Origin of the sequence: uncultured Kordia sp. (assembly GCF_947496985.1) — a bacterium.
Lineage (GTDB): Bacteria > Bacteroidota > Bacteroidia > Flavobacteriales > Flavobacteriaceae > Kordia.
The window spans coordinates 285,574-298,515 of record NZ_CANMEZ010000004.1 but is presented as its reverse complement, the minus strand read 5'-3'; the positions used below and the strand labels follow the sequence as shown (position 1 = coordinate 298,515).

The following is a 12,942-nucleotide window of genomic DNA, read 5'->3' as shown; positions in this document are numbered from 1 at the left end:
AATCGGAACGCTTCGCTACATTATTCTTTGTCCCATAATTTGTCGTTATGCAAAATTGCCGCGCTCAAATGCTCGATTGCTTTCATAAAATCAAATTGTTATTACAATTTATTTTATACGCAATTTTCCAACGCTTTCCAGCCGCACAAAAGCCTACTTTAGAAATTCTATTGAATCATTGTGCTATATAAGAATCTTTTCGTTAGAAAAAGTTTTATGACCTTCTCGTTAGCCTGTCGCATAATTATAAAAATTTTCTGCAAAGAATTTTCTATAACTATGCTAACTATTAATTTTCATAAAAACCTTTTTTGGCTTTTCGTTATGTTAAATAGCTTTTGAGTTTTAATGAGAAATTATTGTAGTTTTTTATTTTGTCTTTTTCTTGATAAAAAGAAACAAAAATCAAGACTTCATAAAACTTTGGAAACAATTACGGCTCGTTCGCTATATTCTAGAAGCGTTTAAGAGTTCTTTAGCTTATTTTGGATTTCAATTAAAATATAGAATCCTCAACGAAAAAACTGCTTCATCTCTAAAATATAGACGCTCACTCGCCTATTGTTTTGACCAAAGTTTTCTGAGGTCGTTTGTGGCTTGCGTTTAAGAATTAATTTTCGTCTTTTAATTTAAGGTCTGCACAGATTTCTTTGAAGATATCACAAGGATCAACGTCAATAGCTAAAGCAATTAGATACAATTCATCTGCTCTTAACTTAGTTTTTTTGTTGTTAGCCAACTCACTAAGTCTAGTTTTACTAATTCCTGTTTTTCTAGAAACATCGGAACGATTCACTGATTTCCTTGATAAGAACAAACCTAATTCGGTCATTATTGTCTGATTTTAAGAACATAAATTTACATAATAAGATAAATTATTCCGATTTTATGAACTATTAATTTTTATTTTATCCGTAATTATGTATATTTGTTCTGATAATCGGAATATTTAACCCTAAAACAAGAACAATGCCATTTCCAAAATATACAAAAGCTGACTTAGAGAAAATCGTATATACGCAACTAGATAATCTAAATGCAATTCATGATTTATTAAAGATTATGAAGCTTCAAAATGAGCTTATTGAAAGCGCTAATAGAAAGTTAAAAGATGAAATTATAGATTTTAAGAAACGTGTAAATTATGGAACTGGGAAGTTTGAATGAAATAATTGATTTTATGATTATAAATATTTTTTCATATAACCTTCCAACTCTTTAAATGCTAGAGGGTATTTTTTAATTCTTTCGTTCATATCAAAAGGTATTATAACGTCTTCTCCAAGATACTTTTTTAATAAAAAATCAAATAAATCATCAGCTTTTGAATTACATTTCAAAGCTGTTTCTCGAATAAAATCAAAATTGTCATGATTTTTTTTCAAAAATGATTTATTTATCGAAGGATTTTTAAGATTCCCAATTGCTAACGCTAAAAAATTATTATACTCATATTTTAATGTTAAATAATTTTTGAACCATGTAGGCATTCTTTTTTTATCATCTTGAAATAAAAAAGCATACTTACTTTTTTTAATGAAAAAATCGCTATGTGAAGATTCATCATTATATGATTCTATACTTTCTATCATCGCACTTTTATAATAATCAATAGAACTAGAAGAATCATCAGAAATTAAAACGAAATTATTACCTATATCTAAATCTAAAGTTTTTAAATTATTATAATTAGAGGTTTTAATATAAATAAGATTGCATTCTGGTAATCTATTGATAAAATACTTATAATTAAGCACATAACCTTTTTTACTAATTAATATTTCTTTTATTTTTTCTAAAGCTTTTGTTAAATAAGCCTTATTACCAAATTCAGGATTCATTCGATTTAAAGGATAACTATAATTAAAATATTTGATAGAAGGATGTGGAAGCGCTTGATTAAGTATCTCTATATTTTTATTATTAACATAACTAATTTGATTGTAGCATAGGAAAAAAGATATGATATCCTTGTAGATGTCAATTAATAAATCCTTACTAAAAGGTAGTTTTGAAATTATATTATTTCTATCTAAAGATATTGGAGTATATCCATTATTATCGAAAATAGAAATATTAGGTTTATTACTTATTAAACTAGCATCCCAAATATTTATACCCAAATAACTATTATTAAGAATAACTATGCCATTACAAACCAATTTGTTATTAGAATAATTATTACTGTAAGTCCACATAATCTTATTGAATCCCTTTGAGTCAACAGAATGCCAGTCATTAGGAATATTCTTATTATTATAATGAGGGTCATTTGGGAGTTTATTTTTTATCTCAATCCCATTTATTGAATAGATAATATTTGGATATTTTTGAGTATACCAATCAATCCATATTTTAGTATCCGAATACCTTCTATTCAAATTATTAAAATATTCAAATTGTTCCTTACTTATTTTGATTTTAATAGAAGTACCTATTTCAATATTCTCTTTTTTTATTACATTAATTTGATCTGTATTTAAATCTGCTTTAAACTCATATCCTAACTTTTGATTTATTCCTCTTGTGACAACTTCTAATGAATCACCTAATAGGAAAGCTGCTAAAACACCTATTCCAAAGCGTCCATTCCTTTGTACTTTAGATTGTCCAGAATCACCAATAAACTTTTTCTTCCATTCTAAACTTTTTCGATATGATGCTCCTGCACTTAAAAAGTATCTTTTTATTTCGCTAGCACTCATTCCTCTTCCATTGTCTTTTATTAAAAAATAATAATTGGAATTTTCATCAAACACATTGACCCTAATAAGTGGATTATAATTTTCATCATGGCTCTCAATCAAGTTTCTTTCTTGACAAGCATCAATTGAATTCTGGAGTAATTCTCTAACTCCATATTTTGGATCATCACCATATAATGGGGCTATTAATAGTTTTGTTATTTCATCATTCGCTTCAAATGTAAAATAATCTCCTACATAATCTTGTTTGTCAATATATTGATTGTCTTCAAGATTAGAATTAATTCTACGATATTTAAGACTAGGTTGATTAGGCATAGTTCCATATAATTCTCCAATAACAGCCCATGAGACGTCAAACTCGTTTTGAATATTACTAAACAACCTTTTTAGTTTCAAATACATCTGACTATCATGAGGTTTTGCAACAACATAAATCCTTTCAGGATCATCTTGGTATTTATCATCAATATGTTCGATTGAAAAATGAGCTTGATGTTCGATTTTTGAAATAGGACTCTCCAAACTTTTAGTTTTCATTACGATTATTGAAGTACGACTTATATCAATTTGTATGTAATCAGATAGTCTCAATAAAATCATTAGATAATTTGCATGTATGCCAAGAGGAACTCTTTTAGTTCTTGTGAATTTTTTATCGATATAATTAACACAACTTCTTAAATTCATTCCATGACTTCTAGCAATTAATCCTATTAAATCTCTTTTATCTATTTCTAAATCTTCTGCAAATGGAATAATACCTATAGATTTGCCAGGAAAACCTGATAAAGAAATTTCATGTGCTAATCTTGGATGGTGTCTTCTTATAAATTCTCCTATTAGCTTTCTATCATCTCCGTTAATTTTACTTACTTTTTTTATTAACGGATTTTCAACAATCGTATCATCATCGCCAAAAATAGCATTAAGTTGTTTACCATTAAACCTTTTTGCTTCAGCTAAATATTCATCCCATAATTCACTCCAAGTCTTTTTATCAAAATCTGTAATTAAAATATTATCATGCCCACCATCTATTAATAATTTAAAACCTTCTAAAGATATATGCATACCAATATCATGAAGAACTATTGATAAAATCAATGATGCTATATCCTCTACTTTAAGAAAATTATTGTACGTCTCTTTAGTTATTAAATTGTCCGCACCATAAATAACATTTTGAATATGTTGAATACCATGATCAGTATATTCTTCGAAAAAATATAAACGATTCTCAGTTAATATTTCAGCATAATTCGCTAAAACTTTTTTTACAATAGCATCTATTTTTTGATTAGTGGATAGCTTAGTTGTGAAACTTTCTGGAAGTAAAATATTCATTTTTATTCTGTGATTTTCGGAATGTTATGTGATAATTATCATGTGTAATATTTATATTATCAAATATAGATATAAAATCTCACTCCACAACTATTCCACTTCGCTCCTACGTCACTTGTGTAAAAATTGTTCCATTACCTTTCATGAAGAAACCTTTAAGTAATAACTTTTTAAAATGTGAAGATTAAACTTTGCTTTTTTCCTAAGCAAAGTTACATAACGCGAGAACATTATGGTACAAATACTATGTATAGGAAAGTAGGATAATCAGCGTATTTGTAAACCATAATGATATTATGCTAAATATCCCAGAACCTTTGTATTTACTACTAGAATCATTCTTTTTGGGTCATGAAACTTATTTAAAAGGAACGCTTCGCTACATAATTCTTTGTCCCATAATTTGTCGTTATGCAAAATTACTCACAGATTTTATATTTGATAAATCTGTGTTCGTGATTACTTCGTAGTTGCCGCGCTCAAATGCTTAGCATTCATGAGCTCTTTAATTTAAAATAAAATGACGCGAATAATTTTCCAACGCTTTCCTGAGTTTATATTGAGCAACGTCGATATGCACAAAAGCTACTTTAGAAATTTTATTGAAACATTCTATAAATTAGAAACATTTCGTTAGAAAAAGTTTTATGACCTGTACGTTAGCCTGCCGCATACTTATAAAAATTTTTTACAAAGAATTTTCTATAACTATACTCGCTTTACGTTTCATAAAAATCTTTTTTTGCTTTTTATTATGTTAAATAGCTTTTGAGTTTTAGTGAGAACCTTTTGTAGTTTTTTATTTTCGTTTTCTTTGCTTGCACAAAGAAAAGAAACAAAAGAAAGTGCATTTTTCCAGAGGTATTTTTAGTTTTTCCCAAAAAGAAAAACTAAAAATACCTCTCTAATTAACAGATTAAAATATAATTAAGAAATTCCTATTCAGTTGATTTACTAGGTTTTAACGAAGGTTTATTTCCTGGAGTATTTTTGTTATCTCTTCTTCTTTTGTCAAGAGTTCCATCTTTCTTTTTAGGCTTTGGACCTGGCTTAATTGCTTGAACTTTCATATAAATTTGAATTTAAAATATTTATAATTCAAAAATAATTCATATCGTAGATAATATTTTGCGGGAATCCGCAATTAATGTAAAATTGAAGAATTAAATTCTATTCAAAACTCCATCTAAGTATTAAACACTCTACTCGCCTATTGTTTTTGACCAAATCGAAGAATGAGATTGCACGATAGTGAAATATCAATCGAGATTCATGAATACCTATTTAATAAAATAGAATTAGATTTTAGTTATTAGACCAAAAACAATATCTGTACTATCATCATTTGTTATATGAGCCTTATATAAATATGTTTTGTCATTTAAAACTTCTATAATTTCTACATCAATAAGATTTCCTTCTTTATGTTTATCCTTATTCAAGGACATTTTTATTGATTCTAAACGATACTTGTGGTCATCAGTCCAATTTATTTTATACTTCTGTGTACCGCCTAAACCACCTTTCTCTATTTGACGTCTTTTGCTTCGTATCATTATAGTTTCACTATAAGCAGGGTTCTCATATTTAAATTTCCCGCGATGAAAGATTTTACATTTTTCACGATCTTCTTCAGGTAATTCATATGTTTTATATTTTGAATTCACAAAATAATAAACTGATTGCCAACATTCACCTGTCATTTTCATTGGGTAAATTAATTTACCTTTTTTAAAATGCTCTAAACATCCTTGTTGCCAACCGTCATTCTTATAAGTGCTTTTTTCTTGGTTGATAGTTATATTATAACGTTTACCATTGTTATCTACACAATAGTCTATTACTACAACCGCTACTCTATCAACGTCATCAACAAAGGTTTGCGAGTAAGAACAAAAAGAAATAATTATAAATCCAAAAAATAGAAATCTCTTCATATGATTAATTTATAGCTCTTGTGTTTAAAAATTAACTTTCCTCTTTTAATTTAAGATCTGCGCAAATTTCTTTGAAGATATCGCAAGGATCAACGTCAATAGCTAAAGCAATTAGATACAATTCATCAACTCTCAATTTCGTTGTTTCGTTTGAACCTAATTGACTTATACGAGATTTGCTGATTCCTGTTTTTCGTGAAACTTCTGCCTTATTAATTGATTTCTTTGCTAAATACAATCCTAATTTAGTCATGCTTGTGCTTATTTTTAATACATAAATATAGAAAGTATATACATTTGTGTAAAATATTAAAACAATGATTTTGAATTTAAGTGTTTTTTCTACATATTTGTATAGAATTACTAAACAATAATATTCAAATTCTATACCATGAGTGGATTTCCAAAATATACAAAAGCTGATTTAGAAAGAATCGTATACACGCGACTTGATAATCTGAATGCAATTCACGATTTATTAAAGATTATGAAGCTTCAAAATGAACTTATTGAGAATGCTAATAGAAAATTAAAAGATGAAATTATAGATTTTAAGAAACGAGTAAATTATGGAAATGGGAAGTTTGAGTGAATTTTAGAATTTAACTTGTTTAAGAATTATGTTGCTTATTATAGATACCTTTATTTTCTAGAACTAGCTTTTTCTCTAATTTTAAAGCTTCGATTCTTGGTTTAGGAGTATCATAAATCATTTCAGTAAATATTTTGCCATCCTTTAGGTGTTCATACATTCTTCTATTTATTCTATGTTCATATGTTATGCCATCATAAACATGTTCAACCTTGTTATCATTTTTATTTTGAAGAAAATAATTAACTGTATCATTGGGACTACCAAATATGTTAGATATACTATATCCAGCTAATCCACCACTTGCTACGCCCATAAATTGGCATCTCATCTTTTCTATACCAGTTAATCCATTATTTTTGGCATGCCAATTTGCCAATATGAACCCTATAGCTGTTCCTGCTAATGTCCCAAATACTTTTTCATTTTTTGTAGCCATAAAATATTTCTAGTTATTCGTGATTAGGTTTACCATATCCTATATGAATATTCAAATCTCTTAAAGTAGTATATAAATCTACCATACTACCTTTATTAATAATCCAAGTAGTAATTAGTTCTAATATTTTTTCTGCATCTTCAATATAACCCATTCTACTATCAGCTCCACGAATACCTTTTTCATCAATTCTATGACCTCTAGTTAAATAAGTGTTTTTCTCTTCATATATATAATCTCTTGCTTTTTTATATTCTTTTCCTTCAGGTAAATGTTTCTTTAATAATTTACTAATTCCTTTATAATAAATATCATACTTTCTTTCAGGATCATCAATATCTCCTAACGCAAATTTCTTAAGCTCATTTTCTGTCTGTATTGAACCATCTATATCGATTGATAATTGTTCTCCTACAACTTCATCTGCTTTTGAAATAAGCATCATTCTTTCCATTTCTTCTTGCTCAGAGAGTTTCTGCGATTCTTTTTGGTCTTTTTTCTTTTTATCACTCATGTATTTTAAATATTAAAAATTTCAGCTTTCAATTTTTCAACAGTTTCATCTATTGATTCACTTTTCCAAATATTTACATTCAGATTATCTATTGCCAAGTTTATATTTGGCATCTTATTCTTAAATTTCACCCAATTATTATTATCGTACATATAAAAATTATAGATAATACTGGTATGCACTTGGGATTTTTCAGCATATTCTCTTACTAGAACGGCTTCATTAATAAAGGGCGCAATATATTTTGATCTTTTATAACTAAAAAGATATTCTCGTGCAAAATCATTAGCTTTTTCTTCTTTTAACCACAAATCTGGTTCTCCAGTCAAATGATATTTCACTTGCTCTATTTCATCAAAATCATATAAAACATGATGTAATTCGTGCATTAGAGAAAACCATAAAGTTGGATATCTTTTATACAAGTCATTTACTACAATACAAGGTTTTCCATTCACAACAAAAGTTGCTCCTCTGACAGAGATATTAGGTAATGATTCTTGATATATTACTGTAATACCAATAGAAAATAGTGCTTTTACAACAGTAATTAATCCTTTTTTTACATTTCTGGTATATGGTCTTATTTTTGGAATTAAATCAATTAGCTTTTCTCTATGATATTCATTAGGGTTTTCCAAAAGTTTAAATTGAGAAAGAGCAGATTGTACCCAAAACTCTCGTATCAAATCACTGGAACTTCTTTTTGTTCTACTAAAAGCAGGAGTAACTATTTCTTTAGCAAAATCAAAAATTGATTCTAGTCCAAAAAAACTTGTTATTCTATTTTCAATATTATCATAATCAGTCTTAGAGGAGATAAATTTTGATTTATGAAGTTGTGGTAAATCAAAATTCTGAACGATAAAGTTATTTCGCTTAGCTTTTTCTAAATCTCCGATTTGTTCAGAGGGTAATTCTTGAAGATAGACTTTAACAAAATCATCAACTGGTAAATTAAGAAATTGAGCAAGCTTGATAATAGTAATGATATCTACTCTTTTAGCTTCTCTATTTAAAATACTATTTAGACTTTTCTTTTCTATACCAAGTACTGCTTCTGCTCTGCTTTGAGTAATCCCTAATTCTTGAATTCTTTTATTGAAAAGCACACTAAACGGTTCCTCACCAATATCATTATTGATGTGCAAAGGTTCAATTAAACGGTTAAACGCTTCAATGAAATCAGAATCTTTATCCATATATTTTAGGTTGATTTACATATTTAAAATGTGTAATATATATGCAAATATATTGAAGTTAGGTAAATTTACCTAACTTTTTTAAATAAGATTAAGTAGAAAAATGCAGAATATATAAAATCCCACTCCACAACTATTCCACTTCGCTCCTACACTTCGACTCCGCTCAGTGTAAACTCGCTTGTGTAAAAATTGTTCCATTACCTATCGTGAAGAAACTTTTTGGTAATAACTTTTAAAAAAATCAGTATGCTAACGCGCTGGCTGGCTCATTCGCTAAAAAGGTCTACAAGATCTTTTTTTAATGCTCTGTCCTGCTTTTTTCCTAAGCAAAGTAACATAACGCGAGAACATTATGATACGTTTTATATGTAATCATAATAAGTCATTATATAAAATTGCTTTTGTGTCGTTTTATAATTGAATATCCTTACAAGCTAATAGTTTACAACTACTGTGTCTGAGTTATTTTGTGAAGAATCTTTTTGGCACCTAAGTATTTAGCTTTTGTAAAATTCAGTAAATACTTTTATGATAGCATCATGATCTTTAACACCACACATTTCTCTGATACTATGCATAGATAACATTGGGTTTCCAACATCTATCGTTGGAATACCTAATTTAGCAGCAGTCATAGGTCCAATGGTAGATCCACATCCAATATCGTTCCGACTACAAAAATCTTGAAAAGGAATAGTTGCCTTCGTACACCATTGTTTGAATTTTGCTATCGAAAAAGCATCAGTTGCATATCGCATGTTAGCATTACTTTTTATTACAGGTCCAACACCAATGTGTGGTTTGTGATTGCTATCATGCTTATTAGAATAGTTAGGATGTACCGCATGTGCCATATCTGCTGATATAAAAAATGAACGTGCTAGGGTTTGAAAATAGGTTTCTTCGTTTGAAGAAATATGCCCATGAATACGTTTTAAAGTAGCTTCTAAAAAGTTAGAATTAGCTCCATTTTGCGATTCTGAACCAATTTCTTCATGCTGAAAGTATACAGCCATTTGTACGTTGTCATTTTCAGAATCGGATAGTTGCAAAGCCTCAAATGATGCATGAACACTCGCTAAATTATCTAACCTAGGCGCAAAAATAAACTCATTATTAATACCTCCTAAACTCGATTTTTCAGCATCAAACAGAAATAAATCCCAACTAAGTATCGTTCCAGAAATTCCTATTTCTTTTTTAATCCAATCATCAAATTGCAGGTCTTTATCAAGCCCAATCACAGGAAACATATGTTCTTGCGGATTTGGTTTAAAACCTTCCTTATTTACGGCTCTATCTAAATGTATTGCTAAGCGCGGTATGCGTAACCTTTTTTCTATTTTAATTATTTTTTGTTCTAACTCGCCATTTTCATTTTCAATAATTAATCGCCCACCAAAATACAAGTCTTTATCAAACCAACTCGTTAATAATACGCCACCATATATTTCAATATTTAATAATTGATAACCTTCTTTTGTTGAAATAGGATTATTTTTTATTCTTAGACATGGTGAATCGGTATGCGCTCCAATAATAGAAAACGCATAGTTACTTGTCCATTTTTTTGGTGTTTTGAATATGACAATTGATCCTTCTGCTCTTGTTACAAAATACTTCCCTCCTTTTTCTAACGACCAATTGGCTTCTTCCTTTAATTCTGTATAATTTTGTTTGAATAATTCATTTTTTAAATTTTCTACAGCATGAAATGACGTTGAACTTTGATCAATAAATTCTAAAAGACTTTGAGAGTAAGACATTTAACGTATTTTGTTTAAATATTTAGATAAAACACCAAGTTAATTAAATTCTCTTTTATAGTCTATTGATTTATAAGCAAATTATATTCAACTTCAATTGTTCTATAATTAAACCTATTTAATGATTGAATATATAGTTTAATAAAACGTCATTGTTATTTAATATATCATCTAATGTTATCGTTATTTTTTTATCAGGAACGATTCCTTTAGTTAAGTCTAATTGTGGCACATTTACAGATTCTCTTTCTGTACCTAATTGTAACGTTAGTTTTGAGTTTTTTAAAGGCTTTAGCACTCTTCCAGGATGTGTACTGTAAGTTCCTCCAGATTCTTCTCCTAGTATAGTTGCTAATTTATTATGTTTGATAACAGCTAACATTTGCGCAGTCGCAGATGCAGAACGACCACTTGTAAAGATGAAGATGTTTTTATCACTTATATTATTTTCTTTTGGTGTTACCGTTGAAGGTCTGTTTCTTCTTTTATTTAGCGCATTGTCTTCATAAAAGTTGAGTTCTTTATTAATGATATAGGACAGTATATGATTTGTGCATTCTGGATTTCCTCCTCTATTGCCTCTGAGATCAAAAACCACTTTTTCTATGTTTTCTTCCTTGATTGTTTTAATGTAAGTGTCAATTTTCTCTTTAAAGAAATCAATGTTTTGTCTTCCTCTTGGGAAATAACTAAAATTCTTAATTCTTATAATTGCAGTATTGTTTTCTTTTTTAACATCTAAACTTAGTCTTGGCGTATTAACAAGTTTAGCTTTGTAGCTCGGTCTTGGCTCATCTATGAAAAATGTGGTCGTAATCTCTCTCTTAGAGTTATATGGCTTAAATTTTATTTTATATGCACTATTAAACCCAAAGTAAGTATGATAATAGTATAAGAAATTGACATTCAAATCTGCTCTGTAAAAGTTCGCATTAAAAGCATCTGCAGAAATCGTTGTTTTCAAAGTATTGTATATTTCTTCGGCAGCTATTCCGTTAATTTCTAGTATTTCGGAACCTACATTCATTTCTGTATTTTCAACACAATTATTTATTGCATACATTTTATCATTTTCAAACCAAACGAGTATTGGCAACCAATACTTATATGGTGTTCTGAAGAATTGATTATCAACTATACGTGTATGTAAACATCCTAAACTAGTAACTATTGGAGCTACTATTTGATAAAATTCTTGAATTGTCATTGAATCTTTTAACTTATCTCGTTGCGTATTTACTAGGTTAGTATAGGATGCTTTGTTTGTAAACTGAAATTGAGATGGATGTTTTTCTAAGGTTTCCAATAACTGATTATAGTCTTCTACTAATTTTTCTTTTTCAATTTTGGTATTGAGTTTTGTGAAGACAGAATCTTTAATCGTTGTATTGGAAATTGAATGATGATATTCTGTTTTTAATAGTTTTAGTGGATTATCTTTGTTATAGCTATATTTTACACGCGTTACTCCTCGCCTTTTCAGTATTTTTCTATTTGTATCATAATTACTGCGTTCAACTAGATTTCCTGTTGTATCAAATGTATAACTAGAATATGCGGAATTATTTCTTTTATCTACCATGTAATTCCCGTCTAAATTGATCGTAGCATATTTTAAGCAATTTCCTTGTTTATCATACGTAGCAAATCCACCAGCAGTTCCTAAAAATGAACCAATAACAGGTTTGTTTTCTGCATCATAAAATTTGAAACTTACTAAGTTATTATCCTCATCGTATATTGCTTTATCTATGGCTATACCAGATTCATCATTTATTAAACTTAGGTTTTCATCAACATTATTCATAGACAACAAGATTCCATTATCATTGAATTTGTATAATACATTATAAAATTTATAATAAGGTCGCATAAATACATTAGCACCACTGATATTTTTCCTTGTTTCTAATACCGTATTAGTATCTATGTGTTTCCAGTTGTATTCAAATATTTTCCAACTATTATTTATAGGTTTCTCATTTTTATCATAAAATTTTAAGCTTATTCTCTTCCCTTTTTTATCATAGGAATATACTTCTTTATAAACTCCCATCCCGTTGGTAGTTGATTTGCCTTCTAAATCATAAAATGTCCTTATTTCTAGATTGTCAATGTATTTAATTTTCGTTTTTGGCGCTAAAGCCCTTTTTCCATCCAGCAAGCCGCTCCTATTCAGTTCGATAAGATTATTTTTATATAGATATTCAATAAGAATTAGCCTATCAGAAGCATCATAACTTAGTTTAAAGTGATTGGTATTTTTACTTTCGTCTTCGGTTAATTGTATTCTCCCTTCTGTTTTTGAATATGGTGTTTCTCGAAATATTAAATGGTTATAATACTTACTAGTATCGGATTGAGCTGTTAATTGCGATACTATAAATAAAGAGAAAATAATTACTATTTGTTTCATAATATATCAGTTTGAAACAAA

The 12,942-nt window shown here is 28.4% G+C and carries 12 protein-coding genes; 2 read left to right on the top strand and 10 right to left on the bottom strand.

The window, feature by feature from the left end; translation table 11 throughout:
• Positions 1-610: 610 nt before the first annotated feature.
• Positions 611-832: a helix-turn-helix transcriptional regulator gene (locus Q0828_RS12575; RefSeq protein ID WP_298421223.1), complete on the bottom strand. Its 222-nt coding sequence runs from the start codon at positions 830-832 to the stop codon at positions 611-613.
• A gap of 137 nt (positions 833-969) precedes the next feature.
• On the opposite strand from Q0828_RS12575, the gene Q0828_RS12570 reads away from it, so the two are divergent.
• Positions 970-1,167, top strand: coding sequence for a hypothetical protein (locus Q0828_RS12570; protein WP_298421220.1), 198 nt, complete (start codon positions 970-972; stop codon positions 1,165-1,167).
• Between the two features lie 17 nt (positions 1,168-1,184).
• On the opposite strand, the gene Q0828_RS12565 is transcribed toward Q0828_RS12570, so the two are convergent.
• The 4 genes from Q0828_RS12565 to Q0828_RS12550 all read right to left on the bottom strand — a co-directional run bounded on the left by Q0828_RS12565 (position 1,185) and on the right by Q0828_RS12550 (position 6,242).
• Positions 1,185-4,052 (bottom strand): ATP-binding protein, encoded by a 2,868-nt coding sequence (locus Q0828_RS12565; protein ID WP_298421217.1) that lies wholly within the window; start codon positions 4,050-4,052, stop codon positions 1,185-1,187.
• Between the two features lie 938 nt (positions 4,053-4,990).
• The gene (locus Q0828_RS12560; RefSeq protein ID WP_298421214.1) at positions 4,991-5,122 is read right to left on the bottom strand and encodes a hypothetical protein; all 132 of its coding nucleotides are present in this window, start codon (positions 5,120-5,122) and stop codon (positions 4,991-4,993) included.
• A gap of 228 nt (positions 5,123-5,350) precedes the next feature.
• Positions 5,351-5,989 carry a hypothetical protein gene (locus tag Q0828_RS12555; RefSeq protein ID WP_298421211.1) on the bottom strand — a complete coding sequence of 213 codons (639 nt, stop codon included), beginning with the start codon at positions 5,987-5,989 and terminating at the stop codon, positions 5,351-5,353.
• A 31-nt stretch (positions 5,990-6,020) separates the two neighbouring features.
• Positions 6,021-6,242 (bottom strand): helix-turn-helix transcriptional regulator, encoded by a 222-nt coding sequence (locus Q0828_RS12550; protein ID WP_298421208.1) that lies wholly within the window; start codon positions 6,240-6,242, stop codon positions 6,021-6,023.
• A gap of 138 nt (positions 6,243-6,380) precedes the next feature.
• Between Q0828_RS12550 and Q0828_RS12545 the strand changes: the two genes are divergently transcribed.
• The gene (locus Q0828_RS12545; protein WP_298421205.1) at positions 6,381-6,581 is read left to right on the top strand and encodes a hypothetical protein; all 201 of its coding nucleotides are present in this window, start codon (positions 6,381-6,383) and stop codon (positions 6,579-6,581) included.
• 19 nt (positions 6,582-6,600) lie between these two features.
• Here the strand turns inward: Q0828_RS12545 and Q0828_RS12540 are convergent, their stop codons facing one another.
• The 5 genes from Q0828_RS12540 to Q0828_RS12520 all read right to left on the bottom strand — a co-directional run bounded on the left by Q0828_RS12540 (position 6,601) and on the right by Q0828_RS12520 (position 12,921).
• A complete protein-coding gene (locus tag Q0828_RS12540) occupies positions 6,601-7,020 on the bottom strand; it encodes a hypothetical protein (protein WP_298421202.1) in 420 nt (139 codons plus the stop codon).
• Positions 7,021-7,033: 13 nt separating this feature from the next.
• Positions 7,034-7,534 carry a hypothetical protein gene (locus Q0828_RS12535; RefSeq protein WP_298421200.1) on the bottom strand — a complete coding sequence of 167 codons (501 nt, stop codon included), beginning with the start codon at positions 7,532-7,534 and terminating at the stop codon, positions 7,034-7,036.
• Between the two features lie 5 nt (positions 7,535-7,539).
• Positions 7,540-8,736, bottom strand: a complete 1,197-nt coding sequence (locus Q0828_RS12530; RefSeq protein WP_298421197.1) for an XRE family transcriptional regulator — start codon at positions 8,734-8,736, stop codon at positions 7,540-7,542.
• Between the two features lie 500 nt (positions 8,737-9,236).
• Positions 9,237-10,505 carry a M18 family aminopeptidase gene (locus Q0828_RS12525; protein WP_298421194.1) on the bottom strand — a complete coding sequence of 423 codons (1,269 nt, stop codon included), beginning with the start codon at positions 10,503-10,505 and terminating at the stop codon, positions 9,237-9,239.
• Positions 10,506-10,623: 118 nt separating this feature from the next.
• Positions 10,624-12,921: a S41 family peptidase gene (locus Q0828_RS12520; protein ID WP_298421191.1), complete on the bottom strand. Its 2,298-nt coding sequence runs from the start codon at positions 12,919-12,921 to the stop codon at positions 10,624-10,626.
• Positions 12,922-12,942: the final 21 nt, after the last annotated feature.

Excerpts from the sequence above, each read along its gene's own strand:
- Q0828_RS12570 (WP_298421220.1), top strand. The coding sequence starts at position 970 with ATGCCATTTCCAAAATATACAAAAGCTGACTTAGAGAAAATCGTATAT.
- Q0828_RS12555 (WP_298421211.1), bottom strand. The coding sequence starts at position 5,989 with ATGAAGAGATTTCTATTTTTTGGATTTATAATTATTTCTTTTTGTTCT.
- Q0828_RS12535 (WP_298421200.1), bottom strand. The coding sequence starts at position 7,534 with ATGAGTGATAAAAAGAAAAAAGACCAAAAAGAATCGCAGAAACTCTCT.
- Q0828_RS12530 (WP_298421197.1), bottom strand. The coding sequence starts at position 8,736 with ATGGATAAAGATTCTGATTTCATTGAAGCGTTTAACCGTTTAATTGAA.
- Q0828_RS12520 (WP_298421191.1), bottom strand. The coding sequence starts at position 12,921 with ATGAAACAAATAGTAATTATTTTCTCTTTATTTATAGTATCGCAATTA.
- Q0828_RS12565 (WP_298421217.1), bottom strand. The coding sequence starts at position 4,052 with ATGAATATTTTACTTCCAGAAAGTTTCACAACTAAGCTATCCACTAAT.
- Q0828_RS12545 (WP_298421205.1), top strand. The coding sequence starts at position 6,381 with ATGAGTGGATTTCCAAAATATACAAAAGCTGATTTAGAAAGAATCGTA.
- Q0828_RS12540 (WP_298421202.1), bottom strand. The coding sequence starts at position 7,020 with ATGGCTACAAAAAATGAAAAAGTATTTGGGACATTAGCAGGAACAGCT.
- Q0828_RS12550 (WP_298421208.1), bottom strand. The coding sequence starts at position 6,242 with ATGACTAAATTAGGATTGTATTTAGCAAAGAAATCAATTAATAAGGCA.
- Q0828_RS12560 (WP_298421214.1), bottom strand. The coding sequence starts at position 5,122 with ATGAAAGTTCAAGCAATTAAGCCAGGTCCAAAGCCTAAAAAGAAAGAT.
- Q0828_RS12575 (WP_298421223.1), bottom strand. The coding sequence starts at position 832 with ATGACCGAATTAGGTTTGTTCTTATCAAGGAAATCAGTGAATCGTTCC.
- Q0828_RS12525 (WP_298421194.1), bottom strand. The coding sequence starts at position 10,505 with ATGTCTTACTCTCAAAGTCTTTTAGAATTTATTGATCAAAGTTCAACG.